Genomic DNA, 17,026 nt, shown 5'->3' on the forward strand with positions numbered 1-17,026 from the left:
TTGTCATCCCTTTCACGGTCTTTGTGCGGATACAACCAGTAATTCCATTACTTCCTTGTCTACATTAATCCGACCTTCAATCATTTCATACTCTTGCTCATTTATGGTGAGATAGTTCGTGTAATTTAACAAGCCCAATAGTTCTGTACTCCAAGTGCGTTCATCTATGCATGAAAGTTCTCCATTTTTAAGTTTTTCATAGACCATAACCTGAGTGCCCATATGAATAGCCTCCTTTTTGATGTAACCGTTTATAAGACTTTAATACGTATTATTTTATCATATGTTTCAACACTATTACTCCGACTAATCATAAAAGACAAAATGATCGCATCTCCCTCGATTTTGTGGGGGAGTGCGATCATCTTTTTTATTGTGGGGTTACGAGCGAAGTCAACTTCCCCTCATATAGTACCCATAATTCATGCAATGCACGGGTACAACCTACATACAACAACTTAGCATCCATCATACTTGAAGCATAATGGTGCTCATCTACGTCCATTAAAATTACAGCATCAAACTCGAGTCCTTTTGACAAATAGACAGGAAGTACAGATACACCGCCCTCATATTTGCTCTGGCTTCCATCAATGAGATGGATATCCAGCCCTTTTTCCTTTAATTCTCTATAAAGCTCAGTAGCTTCTTCTAGTGTACGTGTTAAAAGAGCAGTCGTGTTAAACTCACGTGCTTTGAATTCTTTCAATGCATCCGAGAGCAGCTCGAATTGTTCCTCTTTTATATAAGGCCGTACACGAACGGGTTGACCACTGCGGAATACAGGAACTGCGAGTAAATCCGTCTTTACGCCGCGTACGAGAATATCATTAGCAAATTCAATAATTTCAGTCGTAGATCGGTAACTGCGTGTAAGTGCAAAGTATGCCGTTTGCTCCGGCTGAAACAACGATTGCATCTCACTCCAGTCCTGGATTCCCTGGTAAGCATGGATCCCTTGCGATAGATCACCTAATATTGTAAAAGAGTGATTACGAACAAACCGATCCAATACCGCTATCTGAAGCGGTGAGAAGTCTTGTGCTTCATCAATAACGATATGATCGAATTGAGATTCACCCGCAATATCATGCAATTGCACATGAATATACAACAATGCAGCTAAATCTTCGTTCATCACTTGATTCTTTTTCAAATATTTGCGGGTTTCTGTCGTAACCTGCAATGGAATCTCACATATAAATTCTTGGGGAAATTCCATCTTCATCTCCGCTTGGAAGATGGTTTTATATACCATCAACGCATCGAAATTAGGCCATTTATTCGCATATGACTTCATGCGCTGAGCGGCTTTTTTCTTATTCTCCTTGAGCTGTGCAGCCGAATAGATCTTCTTCAGCTCCATTTCAACCCACCGATTGATTCTAGCCATCACACGATCCTTACGCTTTGCAAGCGCATAATGCTTGTATTCTTCATCAAACCATACACGAATCGTCTCGTAAGGTAGATCAGCGCCTTCCCATGGGGAGAAATCAGTTTGTGGTACGGAGTTCTCCTCCAGACGCCTGATGCAATGGTCAATGAGATGCATAAATCGTGTCGAGCCTTTATATCTACCAGATACATCATTGTGAAGTTCAGGACGCTTATCAAGTGAGCCGAACCAATAAGACAACAAAGATGTAGATGGCGCTAATGTTGCTTCAAGATCAAGCAAGTTCATTGCCCAGTCTGGGAATGTCCCCTGCTGAATATTACCGACACCCAGCTCAGGAAGTACTTCCGAAATATAATTCAAGAACATATGGTTTGGTGCAAAAATAATCATTTTCTCTGCGCGAATCTGCTCTTGATATTGATAAAGCAAATACGCAAGTCGATGCAGCGCGACTGTCGTCTTACCACTTCCGGCTACACCTTGAATGATTAAGGCTGTGTTTTTTGCAGAACGAATAATGGAATCTTGCTCTGCTTGAATGGTAGATACAATGTCACGCAAGCGATTGTCTTTATTTTCACCAAGTCGGTATAACAAAAATTCGTCATTTACCGATGGTTGATCACTCTCACGATTATACGTATCAACGACACGCTGTAAAATCTGCTTACGAACGACCAAATTTCGTTTTAAATAGACGAGCCCTTCAATCATTCCTTCTGGTGCTTCATACTCTGCTGGCCCTTCTCCTCCTGTAAAGGAATAGAACAGACTAGAGATCGGTGCACGCCAATCGATAACAAGCGGTGTTTCCTTGTTATTATGTTGTTCACTGTGATTCACACCCACTTTACCGATGTACAGCTGTGAGATATTGGAGTCCTTGTTGGATTGGAAGTCCATACGTCCAAAGTATGGTTCCTCTGCTGCCTTTGCCAATCGCTGCCTGCGCACCCCGCGGCTATCTTCCAAAACCTGCTCGGTAAAGTCATCCCCGGTATATACCGGAATACTTTTTAGCCATTTGATCTGGCTTTCGATTTCCAGCCGCGTTGCCTCCAGCCGCTGGAGCTCTTCTTGATAGGCACTATGAAACGTGTCATTCACTTTCAGTTACCTCCTAAGAATGAATTTTCTGATTGTTTTTTGTCTAAAAGAGTAAGAAATATATCATATCCAGCTTCAAAAAGCAAGAAAAAAGAAGCTTCTTCTCCAGTCCTGAATCATCAAGACCAGAAAAGATGAGCTCCTTTCCTACTAACCTCTTATTTAATTGCCGTATGTGCAATTTCTTCCACTATATATTTTTGTGCAAAAAAGAATACAGCAAGCGGCGGTATACAAATAATCGCTGTAATGGCCATAAGTGAATGCATCTCAACTCCACGAATCCCTTTAAACTGAGCAAGTCCCAGCGTCAATGTGTACTGACTAGCGTCATTTAAGAAGACGAGTGGACCCAGATAATCGTTCCATGTTCCTAACATGTTAAACACACTCACAAGCACTAATCCCGGCATCAATAACGGTACAATAACCCTTACAAAGATCTTTAAGTCACCTGCTCCATCCATCCGAGCTGCTTCATCCAATTCACGCGGAATGGTCAAAATAAATTGTCGAAGTAAGAAGATGTAGAACGCCGAACCGAACCAAGCAGGAACAATTAACGGTTTGAGTGTATTGATCCAACCTAGGAAATTAAACTCTACATAAAGCGGAATCATCGTTACATCCCAAGGAATCATCATGGTTGCCAGTACGACTAAAAACAAGATCTCTCTACCTTTAAATTGAAAACGAGCAAACCCATATGCAACAAGAGCAGAAGAAATAAGTGAACCAATATTACAAAGAATTGTAACCAAAAGTGAATTTTTCAAGTACACGTTAAACGGCTGGACCGTCCATGCCTCCACAAAATTCTCGAAATGAAACTCAGATGGAAACCACTTCGGCGGAAACATGTATAACTCTTCTGGCGACTTAATCGCCGTTGTAAGCAGCCAATAAAATGGCAATAAAAATAAAATAGAGAAAAGGATTAATAAACCATACGATAAGACTTTCTGCACTGCCCACACCCCGCCAATAAAACAAATTTTACTCTTCGATTAGCCTTTTGCGGATTTATTCTTCTTCAGTTCGCCTTCATAATAAACCCACATGCTGGTCGATTTAAACACAGCCATTGTTAATACCAACACGATTAAAAACATAAACCAAGCATTCGCAGCCGAATAGCCGAGGTGGAAATATTTGAACGCATTCTCGTAAACATACATCGCGTAAAAGTGCGTCTCATTCATAGGTCCCCCACCGGTTAGTGTCAGTGCTAACGTCAGCTGCTGGAAGGCACTAATAATCGAAGTGATAACGTTGAAGAGGATCGTTGGGCTGAGCATCGGCAGTGTAATTTTGAAAAATTGTTTAATCTTACCTGCTCCATCAAGTGAGGAGGACTCATACAAATCTTTCGGAATTGCTTTAAGTCCCGCCAAGAAAATCAGCATCATCGATCCTTGTCCCCATAGACTGGCCCCGACCATTGCTGTCATTGACCAACCCGATTCCCTCAGCCAATCCGGGCCTTCAATGCCAAAGAGTGATAATATATAATTGAGAATCCCAAAGTCCCCACTGTATACCCAAGCCCAGATCATCGCGAGCGCTACGCCTGAGATCACCGAAGGCAAGTAGAAAATCGTACGGAAAATCCCGCTTCCCTTCACTTTCAAATTGAGTAGTACGGCTAGTAACAATGAAATAATTAAATTCAACGGTACAAAATAAATCGCAAACTTTACAGTTACCCAAAGTGATTTCCAGAACAACGGATCATCGGTGAACATATTGATATAGTTATCAAAACCGATAAACTTGCTGTCCCCAACGATTGGATAATCAAATAAACTGATGACTAAGGAATAAAGCATTGGACCTAATGTGAAAAATACAAACCCCAAAATCCAAGGTAGGATGAAGAGGTAGGGCTTTTGCCTACCCCTTTTTAATTTTTTTGCTAAAGGAAGCTCTTTTTTTATTTGTGCTGCTGCTAACGGCATATTCATCATTCCCACTTCATTTCGAATTTTATTTCAAAAACTTCATGGAATCCTTCACAGCCGTATCGAACGAACTTTTTGCGTTCTGTCCTTGCATGACGGCATCGATCGCTGAAGTTAAACCTCGGTTAATCTCGTTCCATTTAGGTTGGAGCAAGAACGCAGGTGTGTTATCACTTTTCTCAATCATTTTGAAGAACGGTTGGTACTGAGGATCTTGGTCATACTTGAGTTCAGCTACAACACTTTTACGTACTGGCAAGTCTGATTTACGCAATTTAATCGCATCGCTGGAAGCGTAGTATTTAATAAATTCCCACGCTTCTTTCTTGTGCTTGCTGTTCTTGTACATCGATACAGCGGATTCAGAAACAACGCCTTTAAGCGGCTTGCCAGGGAATGCTGGCATAACAACCGTACCTACATCGATTTTTGCCTCTTTAAAGCCATTCAACGGCCAAATTCCACTTTCCCACATCGCCATCCGATTTGCTTTAAAAATGTCGTCACCAGACTGTTGGTTTTTACCACCAGCGATCGTAGCTGTCTTTTCCTTTACCAGATCACCGAACATTTGAATTACATCTATGGTTTCTTTTCCATTCATAAAGCCTTCGATTGTTTTGCCGTCTGGACTTACGAAGCTGCCTCCATTACTCCATACGAAGCCTTGTAGATCATAAGGATCATTCTCAGCGCGAACTCCGAAGCCGAATTGTTTCTTAGATGGGTTTGTTAGCTTTTTCGCTGTTTCTTTAAACTCATCCCATGTCCAACCTTCTTTTGGATATGGCACGTTAGCTGCATCAAACAATTTCTTGTTGTAATACATGACACGTGTTGTAAAGCCTGCTGGCATCCCATACGTTTTACCTTCAATTTTGACGTAATTGAATAATCCCGGGTAGAAATCATCTACTTTTAATGACTCATCTGTTTTAATCAATTCATCAAGCGGCTCTAAATTTTTGTAATACGTTGGAAAATCCCACATGTACATCACGTCTGGCGCGTCATTCGCACCAATGGATGCAGCTAGCTTCTGGTCAAATCCATCGGAGTATGCCTCTACTTGAACTTTAATATCTGGATGGAGGGCCTCGAAGTTTTTGGCAATTGTCTGTTGAATGCTGAGCAAGTCGCTGGAGTCCCATGTTGCAAAACGAAGTGTGACTTTTCCACCTTTCTTGCCTGCATCTGGTGTTGAAGTTGCCGCTGCTTTATTATCACTTGGTGCCTTCGTTGCATCAGCCTTACCATCAGTTGCCTTGCTGTTACAGCCTGCTCCAACAACTGCTACCATACTTAGCAGTGAGACCGCCATTATCAAACGTTTTTTCATATTCATCCCCCTATAATAAAGCGTTTTCATAATGTTTCGCCTTCATTGTATTAAATCTAAAGTGTGTTCAAAACGGATTATTGTTTGTATTTTTGTGTGATATCAGACGAATTTACAATCCCTCAATAAATAGGTGGATAAATGTTTGGTTCAATATGTCATATTAGCTGATTCGATGTTTACTGCGATATTGGCTCGGTGTTTCAAACGTACAACGTTTAAACCATTTGCTAAAATATTTGACATCAGGCATGCCCACTTTATCAGATATATCTTGAATGTTCAGCTTGCTGCTAGTTAGCAGCTCACATACAATGTTTAATTTAATTTGGTACATGAAAGAAACAAAGCTTTCACCTACGATTTTTTTGAATAAGGTGCTGAAATGGCTGCGGCTCAGGCCCACTTGCTGAGCAACATCAGATACAGACAGCTGTGTATCCACTTGTCTGATCATAATCTGGACAGCTTGAACAATGGGCTCTGGCCAATCACAACGATTAATTTTGTATTTCTTCTCGAAGTGATACTGTTCGTATAGTTTCTTTACGGCTTCAATCCATTGCTCTTTACCCTTAATCACTTCTGATTTCGACCATTGAAGTCCCGGATAAGTGCCTCTCCACTTCGATAATCGATAATTCCAGTCTCGACATCCTGCTTCACTGCACATAAATAGTAAAATATTGTCCCGAATAGGTATTAGCTCAGCTTCATTCGCAGCATGAAGCTGCCCCTGAATTTCTGCACGAATGCTCTGTATATCCGAATGACTTCCTCCCGTGATCAGATACACATAATTGGGCTCATTGATCCAAGCCCAACTTTTCTGAAGCAGCATCTCCATTTTTCCCAGGAAATAATTATTCACCCCATAAAGCCACTCTACGAACATCCCGTGTGTCTCCTGCATCGGTATGTAAGGTTCTAATTGTGGCGATTCCCGACGTAATTCCTTTTGGAACAGTTCTAAATACTGCTCCAATTCATTGTCATCGAAAGAGGTTTTAAGTAAATAGCCGGATGCACCGAGCTTAATTCCTTGCTGGGCGTATTCAAAATCACGATGACAACTAAGCAGTAAAATTTTTGTGTTAGGTGTGTGCGCTTTTACTTTTTGGGCGAGTTCAATGCCATTCATCTCAGGCATTACAATATCCGTAATAATCACATCAGGGCGATGCTCTAAGAACGCATCCCAACCTTTTTTGCCATTGGGTACGTCTGCAACGACCTGCATATTGTATTTATGCCATTGCACCGTGCTGATCAAACCTCTACGAATGATCACCTCATCATCAGCAAGCAACACTTTAATTGGGCTGTTATTCATATTCTAACCCCTTCCAGGTAATCGAATGGTAATCGTGGTGCCAACGCCAACTGTAGACGTGACAAATAATCCATACTCTGTACCAAAATGCAATTTGATTCGTTGATCCACATTAAACATGCCAATTCGTCTTTTCTGCTTTGATGACTCGGAAGGCTCGAGTAATTTACTAAGCTTCGATTCGTCCATTCCTTTTCCATTATCCATAAGTAAAATCAGAACATCTCCCCTGTCCTTCTCTATCCGCAGTTGAATGTTCCCCTGTCCATCTTCAAAACCATGGAAAAATATATTTTCAATTAATGGTTGCAGCGTCATTCGTGGAATATTCACCTGTTCAATATTGACTTCATCGGCATCAATGCTATAGGTAAAGACGTGCCCATATCTAATTTCCTGAATTTTTAAAAAATGATCAATAACACCAAGTTCTTTCTCCAGCGTCACAACTTCTCTCGTAAAGTTCAAATTCTCATCCAGCACCATCGTCAGATGGTGAATCATCCGATTCACGTCTTGCGCGCCTTGGAGTCTTGCTTTCCATTGGATAGAAGTTAATGTATTAATCAGTAAATGGGGATTAATCTGATAATGATAAGCGCGAAGCTCTGCTTCCTTCTTCTTCTGTTCCACCTGTTTGACTTCATGAATAAGTCCTTGAAGCTGATACACCATTCCATTAAAACTTTGGGCTAATCGACCAATCTCATCCTCCGAATCCACTTTAATTTGTGTATCCAGCTTTCCGATACTGACCAAATGAATAGACTCTTTCATACGCTTAAACCGTCGTATAAAACTAGAAGAAATAAAATAGGCCAAAATAATCGCGAAGAGAAACGAAATACCCACCGCCATTAACGTAAACGTACGAATGCCATTTAGCGATTTATAAAAATGTTGATGAGGAATCCTTACCTCAATCGTCCAGTCTGTTTCATCGGAGTGATTCTGCCATACAACATCATTGGGATGCGGAACATAGCTTGTATCCATACCTGTCGACTGCATTTTATACTTATCAGTCTCGTACCGAACTCGGCTTTGATCTGTGATTCGTAAATAAGCACCCGTGTCCATTTCAAATTCATGAAATAAATCCAGCAGCTTATCTGCATTAATCTCAATTAAAATGCGTGCATTTTCAAGGACTCCGGTTTGATTCTGAATATTGAACAGCAGCCCAATGACCTTTTCCCCAGGTACAGTAGAGTTGTTCGTGTAATGCATGGGCTCGTAGATCCGCAAGGGATAACGGTCCGACTGCTCCTTCGGGTCTACATACCACGGTTCTTCTAGTAATTTATCGGTCATAATGTTCCGATCTCCGTAATAGTAACCAGACTTTGTAATGATGTAGATACCTTTGGTCTCGAGTGTCTTATGCGCTTTAATGAATTGCTCCAGCTTTTGCTCATCTTGGAAACCCTTATACGTTTGTGGTATTTCCTCGCTAAGTACCGTGAAAGTTGGATCAAGTAAATACGACAGAAGATCATCTACTGTATACTTCATCCGCCCAACGATCGAATCAATTTGAAATTGTAGCTGATACACGGAATTCTCCCCGTATTTACCGAACTGCTCATTAATCGTTCGTGACGATTGGTTAAATAGAAAATAACCTAGACCCATAAGTGGAATCGTCACAACAAGGAGGATGAGCAGCATAAGCTTGAATTGCAAGCTTTTACGAACAAAAGTTGGAAATGTAAACATTCGATGTAGACGCATAGATCATCAACTCTCACTTTGTCTGATTTCTAGTATGACAAAAGGATCGGAACTTCGGACAATATTGCCAAAGCCGCTCGATCCTTTTATTGATTATTTGGACTGTACCCATTCATTCGCAAGAATAAGGAAAACACTGGAAGTCCAAGTAAATGCGGGATCACGTAACCCTTCTCCCGTTATAGCATCGTAATTTTCTGCCATACCGCTTCTAGCTGCCATACCGCAGAACTTCGCTGCCAGATTCTGAGCGAACTCCAGCTCACCTGATCTCGTTAGGCCATCAATGAGCAGCATGCTTGATGGCGCCCAAATTGGGCCACGCCAGTATCCATCACTGGAATAATACGGACTGCTAACACTTTCTGTCGCAAGTCCATTTTCAGTTAAGAATCTTCCACTTTGCTTTAAACCCTCAATTAAGTGATTTCTAACGTCCTCGGGTAAACGCTCTCCCAGAACAATAGGCATGAACAATAATAGACTGTCCCCTATAGATGCTGCATGTGTCCCAGACTGCATGGCCGTAAATTTCTCACCATCCCAAAAGTGATCCAACATGCGTTGTAACAAATGATCTGCCTCAGCTCGCCATTGGCGTGCTTCATCTTCTTTTTCAAGTATATGGGCAAGACTAGCTAGAACATCCATCTGCAAAATAAGGAAGGCACATAAGTCTGGACTCTCTACTGGTATTGATGTTAGGAATACTGTGCTGTTATCCCAACCGCAATCATTGCCATGGTTATATTGAGGAACGCCATCTCGATCATCATCCCGATGATTCAACCACCATTTCGTCCATGCAGCGAGCGGCTTATAAACTTCTCTATACTGTTTATCGGTAAGGAATGAAGTTCGATCCATCATCCATTTCAGTGTCCAGCCATGGATAGGCGGTTTGCAGCAATTCCATAGAGCCGTTTTATCATTCATAAAATCAGGCAGCATCCCACTCTCATCCTGCCGATCAAAGAAAATCATAAATTGATCCCATGCAAGTTCAGGAGCTGTTTGTATAAGTGCCATTGCATTAAAACAATGATCCCAACTCCAGATGTTCGTCATCCAATTCTTTGACATGTACATCGCATCACGAGGCAAATATCCATCTGCTCGTACGACACAGGACCATGTGATATAAGCTGCAAGCTCCCGAGCTTGTTCATAGGGTTCTGGTGCTGAGAGCGTACGTGCAACCCACTCGTCATAGTGTGCCTTCACACCTGCCAAACTTTGCTCATAGCTTGGATACCCGTCACGTTTCTTCGGTACAGCCCGGTACTCTTCAATTGAAAATTCGAGATCATCCGTTGTAGGATCGGGTAGACACTGGAGCGTAATATGCTTAGAATGCAGCCCCAGCCACTGTGAATCAACCTCAATATCACCTGTAATTGGCGCAAGCTTAAACCGTGTATCCCGACTAAAACTATTCACTTCCCAGCACCGCTTGTGATCATCATGCATCGAAATGGCATAATCATAGGCACCTGACTCATAATAAAATTTCAGTCCGACTCCACTTGCTTGAACATGAACTCGATCAGGCTCAGCGATACACCATCTCACTTTTCCATGTTCCGTCACGAGTGCAAGTTCAGTGGGTGTCGCATCATAAGTAAAAGGTATTTCCTGTCCATCTTTCGTTAATGCAATCCGGAACACGGCACCAATATCGTTATCTCCGCCACGTACAATCCGTAAATAGCAGCCTTCCATGTATTTATCAAACTCTTTTAAATGGGAAATGACAAAATAGGAACCATAACGGCTGAAAGGTACTCTTTTCAAATCAAAGTTCATAAGATTCTCCTTATTTTTCAAGTATTATGAATGCGTTTACAATGTATTGTAAAGAGAATCCCTTGATAAAAACACGCCATAATGTTAGACGAAGTGTGTCAGAACTATCTAATTTATTATATAACTGTATGAAACATTAGAAAGTTGCACTTTTGTCCGATAAAAAGTGTCTTTTTGTTCAACAATGTGCTGTTACGGTGATCTGTAGTTCCCTCGCTGCACCTCCTAAATGAATCGGAAATGTTGAATCTAAGCCCGCATCTTTTCATATGCAAATATCTTGCCATATTAAAAAACATTGAAATAGGAGAACAAATGTTCTAAAATATGTGAATAGTCTGCACTTAGATCGATCAGGAGGAAATATTGGAAGTATGAAAATGAATCTAAATATCGTTGATCGCATGGCACACCATAACGTAACGGGTCTAAGTATTGTACTCATTGATCACGGTCAAATATGTGTAACGGAAGGCTGGGGTAATCTCGAAGCAGGAACACCTATTAAAGTAAGCCCTCATTCCATTTTCAATGCATGTTCCATGAGTAAATTTGTGACTTCCATGTTAGTCATGCATTTAGTCGAACTTGGTATCTTGGACTTAGACGAGGATGTGAATCAGAAACTTGTTTCTTGGAAAATTCCTGACCATCCATTCATGCAATCTACGCGTGTCACCCTTCGTCATTTATTAAGTCATCAGGCAGGTATCATCGATCCTGAAGGTAGCTATGGTGAAATTACTTCCACGCAAGGAACCCCTACATTAGTACAATTATTACAGGGAACAACCGTTTATTGCACAGAAGCAATTCGAGTCCAATATGAACCAGGGAGTGAGTTTCATTATTCAGATGCTGGTTTTTGTATCATACAACAACTGATTGAAGATGTTTGCAAAAAACCTTTTGAAGTCGTCATGCATGAACTTGTCTTTGATCCTTTACATATGGAGAGCAGTGCATATTTGCTAGCAATCCCACAAGCGATATCCGAGCATTTCGCATGCGGACATGATAAATACGGAAATATCGTAGGTAGCAAATATCCAATCTATCCTTTTCCAGCAGCAGCAGGACTTTGGACAACACCTTCCGATATTGCCAAGTTAGTCCTAACATTCATGAGCGCCCTAAAGGGTAAAAACAACTGGGGCCTCAGTCAAAGAATGGCTAAGGAAATGATGACTCCTCAAGGTTGCAAAGAATGGACTGGACTCGGTCTATTCCTAAATACGGTCGAACAGGATATTCAAATTTCTTCGCTTGGTTGGGGCGTTGGATTTCAATGTATGATGGTCGCGTATCCTGATCTGGAATCGGGTGCAATCATCATGACAAATACAGATTTAGGCGTACATCAATTAAAGGGGATTATTGGGGAAGTTTTCGATTCTCTTTCATTCCGTTTATAAAATAAAAAACAAAAAAAGCGAGCAGGATTTCCTCCTACTCGCCCTGTTCTATTCTAAAAAAGGCTCATCTTCCTGCTCTAGACGTGCTACGACGCACTCTTCTTGCATGCAATCGCTGTAAAAAGTTTTTACTCGGTTACAATCGACAGTATCAATTATCGTTCCACAGTGTTTACACATAATCACACCTAATTCTAGCGAACGAGCGTTGCATCCCATCTATTCATCACAATCCTCTCTTCAACAAATTGTGCGAGTTCCATTACCCTACAAGCGTAAGCCCACTCATTGTCATACCAAGCCAGTACTTTAATTTGATTGCCTGCTGCCATGAGCGATAATCCATCCACGACTGCAGATTTCGTGCAACCTACAAAATCCATCGATACCAGCGGCTCATCCGAATACTCCACATAAGGGAAAAAATCCCCTTGAACGGCATCGATGAATGCCGATCTTACCTCTTCCACATTCACATCTTGTGAAACTTGAACCGTCAAATCAACGAGTGATACGTCTTGTGTCGGCACACGTACTGAAATTCCTTCAATAACAGGAGCCAAGTGCGGGATGACATCTACAAGTGCTTTCCCTACACCTGTGCTTGTTGGCACGATCGACTGGGTGCAAGCTCTGGCCCGACGTAAATCTTTGTGTGGATTATCCAAATGATTCTGATCCGCTGTAAAAGAATGTACAGTCGTCATCCAGCCTCTTTGAACTTGAAAACGTTGATCCAGAATATGGAGCAGCGGTGCAACACAATTCGTTGTGCACGATGCTGCAGACAGAAAAGTATGTTTACTCGGGTCATACAGATGTTCATTTACTCCCATTACAACAGTAAGATCCATTTGCTTACCCGGCGCAGTTACAATCACGGTGGAAGCACCTGCATCGATATGCTTTTGTGCACCTTCGCGCTCATTGAATTTGCCTGTTGCATCGATCACAATTTGAACACCCATATTTTCCCATGGGATACGATGAGGTTCTCGTTCATAAGTTACAATGATGGAATGACCATTAATAATTAAATTGCCGTCCTTTATCGAAACATCTGCATTCCATCTTCCGTGCACAGTATCATACTTGAGTAAATGCGCCACCGTCTCTACCGGATATATGCAGTTAATCACCTTTAAATTTACTTTTGGCACTTTAGTTGAAAAAATGTTTCTGATCAGCAGTCTGCCAATTCTCCCCATACCGCTGACACCGATTCCCCTTAACATACACTGCCTCCTCACCTGAATCAATCGTTGACGTCGATAGACGTTTCTTATATTGTACACTATTGATTCGATTAATGTATAATAATAGTTATTTATTGTACACTATTTAATATATACGATTATTTAATACATCACAATAGGCAAAAAGAGTTCTAATAAAATATTTTTAAAAACAAAAAAACGAGCTCTTGAACTTGATGTTCATTGCTCGTTTTCATATTCGTGGATGCCAAGATCTTGTTACGGTGCAATTATCAACTTTTCACCATGCTCAAGCTGCTCTCTTTTTCCGATTCAAAATATTGCTGTAGTTCTTCAAGTTTCTTCGTCTCTTCCGGATTAATCTTGTTCTTGATGACTTTCTCATAGAGCTGATCCCATTCCAAGGCTAAGCCTTGCATACGAAACGTTTTCATTGCATTTTTGACCATTCTTCGCTCTTTCGAGTTCGTATAGGTGTCAATGTATTGTGTTACAGCGGTTAAATCAAGTGCTGGAAATACGGCTTTGAAAATAAGTGCCGTACTCCGTGCATCCTCAAATGCCCGATGAGTCACGCCATCTGTCTCAATCTCAAGTTCTTGAAGGGCAGACTCCACACTGATGTCATTCGTATGATTTTTATATTTAATATAACCCTTTAGCAAATCGTAAGTTTGCAGTGCCATCCAATATGAATCATCTAATTCATGCATCCGTGTATCAAAAACGATACGCTTCACATCTTCTTTGCCCCAAGTTAAAAGCAAGAAATTATCGCTTTTTTGCAGCCATATCAAAAACTCTGTAATGACCGGTATAAATCCAGGTGCTTGATCGATTTCCTCTTGTGCAATACCCGTCTTCTCTCGAATAAATCTATTTAATTTTGAAAAATAAACGGGTTTGATGAGCGCTGAAAAAGTGTCGATTTCCTCTAGCTGTTCATTCAGACGAACCGCTCCAATCTCAATGACTTCCATGGGTTTATCGCTCGCAAACTTCCGCCCGTTAAATTCGATATCCAGTACAATATAGTCCATTACTTTCCTCCGTTATTTCTCTTCCTCTAGTTTCTTATTAGATCATAATCGATCAGGTGTAGCAAGACAAACCCTAACTTTTTCAAGTAACGGCACTTGTTTTAGAAATAGAAAACGCCGCCCTTGAATGAGCGACATCGGGTCTCTATGGATAATATCGACAATCTAACTTTAATTTTGCTGCTCAAGCACCTCTTGCACAGCGAAATCCCCCAACATCCTTATTGTGCTATCATCCATAGGTGGATTATGCAGCCCAAAGCGCACATCTCGATACATCCGCTGCAGCGGATGATTCATCGATAAACTTTGAGCCCCTACAATACGCATGGCTTGATCAACAACGGTAATCGCTGTGTTGGTTGCCACATGCTTCACCGCAGCAAGTTCAGACGGTATTATAAATTGCTCAGTACCCCAACGATCAGCCACACTGTACATAAACGCCCTGGCAGCAGACAATTCGAGATCGATTCTTCCAATTTGTTCTCGAATGTGAGGCAGATGAATAATCGGTTCTTTCAGGCTATTCGGCTGATAATTCGCCGCGAAAAGCAATGCTTCCCTCCGAGCTGCAAGTGCAATGCCTAGGTAAGTCGCAGGAATGAATAGATGGTAAGGAGATGCCTTCCCTTCCCCCAAGGCAAGCTTTCTCACCAGAGCTTCCGGTGGCAGCTCTACATGTTCTAAGATCAGATCATGACTACCTGTTCCACGCATCCCCATCATGTTCCACGTCAGATCGATTCGAACACCTGCTGTTTCGCGTGGAATGAGAAATTCAGCGACTTCGGATGTTTCCGTTAGTGTTGCAGATACGACCAAATAATCTAACACAGGCGACAACGTTGTGAACGTCTTACGACCGTTGATTCGCCAGCCTGTAGCGGTAGATACTGCTGCAGTCTCTGGCTTACCACCACGGGTTGGACTTCCTGTCATGGGTTCTGTTGCTGCTCGATTCAGCAGTGAACCATTTGCAGCAATATCACGAGCAACGCGCTCGAAGACCGCTTCATCCCATTTTCGCGAATGAGCCAAATCATACACACAGCCTATATGCCAGCCCATACCTAGTGCTGTCGCAGCATCCCCTTGAGCAAGTCTTTCCTGCATCAGCGCCATTTCATATAAGGAAATGCCTGCCCCACCATATTGCTCTGGTACAGTAAGAGCTGGATATCCGATTGCTTTTAAATCTGCAATATTTTCAAAAGAAAATCCATTCTGTTCGTCAACTTCTTTTGCACGCTGAGCAAAACGTTCTACAAGAGGTGCAAGTGCATCATATCGGTCACGCTGCTGCTGTGTACGTACAAATCGATCATTCCAAGCATTCATCTTCCCATCCAGCCCCCTGCCCTATTTCAGTCCGTCCCATTCCATATAAAATTGCTCTAAGTAATTTTCCATGAACCGATGACGTTCGTCAGCCATTTGTTTTCCATAATTGGTATTCATTAAATCTTTGAGCTTCAACAATTTTTCGTAAAAATGATTAATTGCCGTATCCTCTCCACTGCGATATTCCGCTGTTGTCATGTTCTCTCTTGGACGGATAGCAGGATCATGAATGATCCGCTGTTTTGCACCTGAATAAGCGAACACCCTTGAAATACCCATCGCGCCAATCGCATCTAAGCGGTCTGCATCTTGCACCACTTTGCCTTCCAGCGTGCGAATAGGGGGGCGATTACCGCCTTTAAACGACATCGTCGTAATAATTTCTAGGACAGCTTCAATTGATTTGGCATCCACACGATTGCTAACCAACCACGTCTTAATATTAGCCAAGCCTTCCTCTTCGGAGGCTATAACTTTATCATCAGCTAGATCATGCATGAGCGCCGCTAATTCGCATACAAATGCATTCGCTTTTTCCTGTTTGGCAATCGTCTTGGCTGTTTGCACGACCCGATAAATATGCCACCAATCATGACCACTCGCATCATGCTTAAGCTGATCTTGCACATATTCGTGTGCACGAGTCAATATCGCTGCTTTCTCCTCACTTGCTGAGATGCCCGCATCCATCTTCGAATCAATAATGATCTGTAATTCAGCATCTTCTACATGGACAAGCTCTCGTAACCTCGTGTACGGATCACCAGATAAATGGAAATAGTGAGCAAATGCAGGCTCTGTTTTCATCCCACTTACCTTAAGCTGCCGAATCTCTTCCCTCGCCTTATCACCAGCAAGTGTGAGTAATCTCTCTTCAATGACCTTATGTAAATAGCCATTTTGTTCCTTCACAGGACAAGCCTGTGCGAATATTTCAATCGGAACATCGTCACAAGTAAAGTTCGCAACCAATGTAGGTATTTGATTCACAGATTGTTCCACGATATTAAAATCCGCATACGTCGCATAATGTTCTTCCACTATCTTACGGAAATGCTGTAAATCTTGTGCATCACATAAAACATCTATATCACTTGTCGGAATATCGATATCAAGCGGGATAGTACCTACAAGATGGGGGTCATAGGTTTCTAAAACTTGATCTAAACGCAGCTTTGTTAATATTGGATATATTTGCTGCTGCCTCGGCGTTCCTTCTCGAAAACATGCAATTGCTTGTGGCGTTAAGTTAGACATGATGAGTTCCACCTTTGCTGAAATGAATAATAATCCCAATATATCACAAACCATAATAAGAAAGCCGCCAT

14 protein-coding genes are annotated in these 17,026 nt (G+C 41.7%); 1 reads left to right on the top strand and 13 read right to left on the bottom strand.

What is annotated here, in order from left to right; all coding sequences use genetic code 11:
- Positions 1–12: 12 nt before the first annotated feature.
- From ACSBOP_RS14780 to ACSBOP_RS14815, 8 genes are all read right to left on the bottom strand, one after another.
- Positions 13–222: a hypothetical protein gene (locus tag ACSBOP_RS14780; protein WP_442601292.1), complete on the bottom strand. Its 210-nt coding sequence runs from the start codon at positions 220–222 to the stop codon at positions 13–15.
- Between the two features lie 148 nt (positions 223–370).
- Positions 371–2,509 carry a HelD family protein gene (locus ACSBOP_RS14785; RefSeq protein ID WP_442601293.1) on the bottom strand — a complete coding sequence of 713 codons (2,139 nt, stop codon included), beginning with the start codon at positions 2,507–2,509 and terminating at the stop codon, positions 371–373.
- A 158-nt stretch (positions 2,510–2,667) separates the two neighbouring features.
- Entirely contained in the window at positions 2,668–3,477 is an 810-nt protein-coding gene (locus ACSBOP_RS14790) for a carbohydrate ABC transporter permease (RefSeq protein WP_442601294.1), read from the bottom strand.
- 39 nt (positions 3,478–3,516) lie between these two features.
- Complete coding sequence (locus ACSBOP_RS14795; protein ID WP_442601295.1) at positions 3,517–4,467, bottom strand: carbohydrate ABC transporter permease; 951 nt, start codon at positions 4,465–4,467, stop codon at positions 3,517–3,519.
- Between the two features lie 28 nt (positions 4,468–4,495).
- Positions 4,496–5,809, bottom strand: a complete 1,314-nt coding sequence (locus tag ACSBOP_RS14800; RefSeq protein ID WP_442601296.1) for an ABC transporter substrate-binding protein — start codon at positions 5,807–5,809, stop codon at positions 4,496–4,498.
- Positions 5,810–5,972: 163 nt separating this feature from the next.
- Positions 5,973–7,142 carry a response regulator transcription factor gene (locus ACSBOP_RS14805; protein WP_442601297.1) on the bottom strand — a complete coding sequence of 390 codons (1,170 nt, stop codon included), beginning with the start codon at positions 7,140–7,142 and terminating at the stop codon, positions 5,973–5,975.
- Positions 7,143–7,145: 3 nt separating this feature from the next.
- Positions 7,146–8,876, bottom strand: coding sequence for a sensor histidine kinase (locus ACSBOP_RS14810; RefSeq protein WP_442601298.1), 1,731 nt, complete (start codon positions 8,874–8,876; stop codon positions 7,146–7,148).
- Positions 8,877–8,969: 93 nt separating this feature from the next.
- Positions 8,970–10,682, bottom strand: coding sequence for an amylo-alpha-1,6-glucosidase (locus ACSBOP_RS14815; protein WP_442601299.1), 1,713 nt, complete (start codon positions 10,680–10,682; stop codon positions 8,970–8,972).
- 374 nt (positions 10,683–11,056) lie between these two features.
- Between ACSBOP_RS14815 and ACSBOP_RS14820 the strand changes: the two genes are divergently transcribed.
- A complete protein-coding gene (locus ACSBOP_RS14820; RefSeq protein ID WP_442601300.1) occupies positions 11,057–12,097 on the top strand; it encodes a serine hydrolase domain-containing protein in 1,041 nt (346 codons plus the stop codon).
- A 48-nt stretch (positions 12,098–12,145) separates the two neighbouring features.
- Here ACSBOP_RS14820 and ACSBOP_RS14825 read toward each other — a convergent pair whose 3' ends face one another.
- The 5 genes from ACSBOP_RS14825 to ACSBOP_RS14845 form a co-directional block, all read right to left on the bottom strand.
- On the bottom strand, positions 12,146–12,316 hold the full coding sequence (locus ACSBOP_RS14825; protein ID WP_442601301.1) for a GapA-binding peptide SR1P: 171 nt from the start codon (positions 12,314–12,316) through the stop codon (positions 12,146–12,148).
- Positions 12,292–13,332 (bottom strand): type I glyceraldehyde-3-phosphate dehydrogenase, encoded by a 1,041-nt coding sequence (gene gap / locus ACSBOP_RS14830; RefSeq protein ID WP_442601302.1) that lies wholly within the window; start codon positions 13,330–13,332, stop codon positions 12,292–12,294. The genes ACSBOP_RS14825 and gap overlap by 25 nt, the downstream gene beginning before the upstream one ends.
- Before the next feature lie 254 nt (positions 13,333–13,586).
- Positions 13,587–14,354: an exonuclease domain-containing protein gene (locus tag ACSBOP_RS14835; protein ID WP_442601303.1), complete on the bottom strand. Its 768-nt coding sequence runs from the start codon at positions 14,352–14,354 to the stop codon at positions 13,587–13,589.
- Between the two features lie 171 nt (positions 14,355–14,525).
- Positions 14,526–15,695: an acyl-CoA dehydrogenase family protein gene (locus tag ACSBOP_RS14840; protein ID WP_442601304.1), complete on the bottom strand. Its 1,170-nt coding sequence runs from the start codon at positions 15,693–15,695 to the stop codon at positions 14,526–14,528.
- Between the two features lie 21 nt (positions 15,696–15,716).
- Positions 15,717–16,955 (bottom strand): DUF4269 domain-containing protein, encoded by a 1,239-nt coding sequence (locus ACSBOP_RS14845; protein ID WP_442601305.1) that lies wholly within the window; start codon positions 16,953–16,955, stop codon positions 15,717–15,719.
- Positions 16,956–17,026 lie beyond the last annotated feature (71 nt).

The organism is Paenibacillus sp. KN14-4R, assembly GCF_052180255.1.
Taxonomy (GTDB): Bacteria; Bacillota; Bacilli; order Paenibacillales; family NBRC-103111; genus Paenibacillus_AM.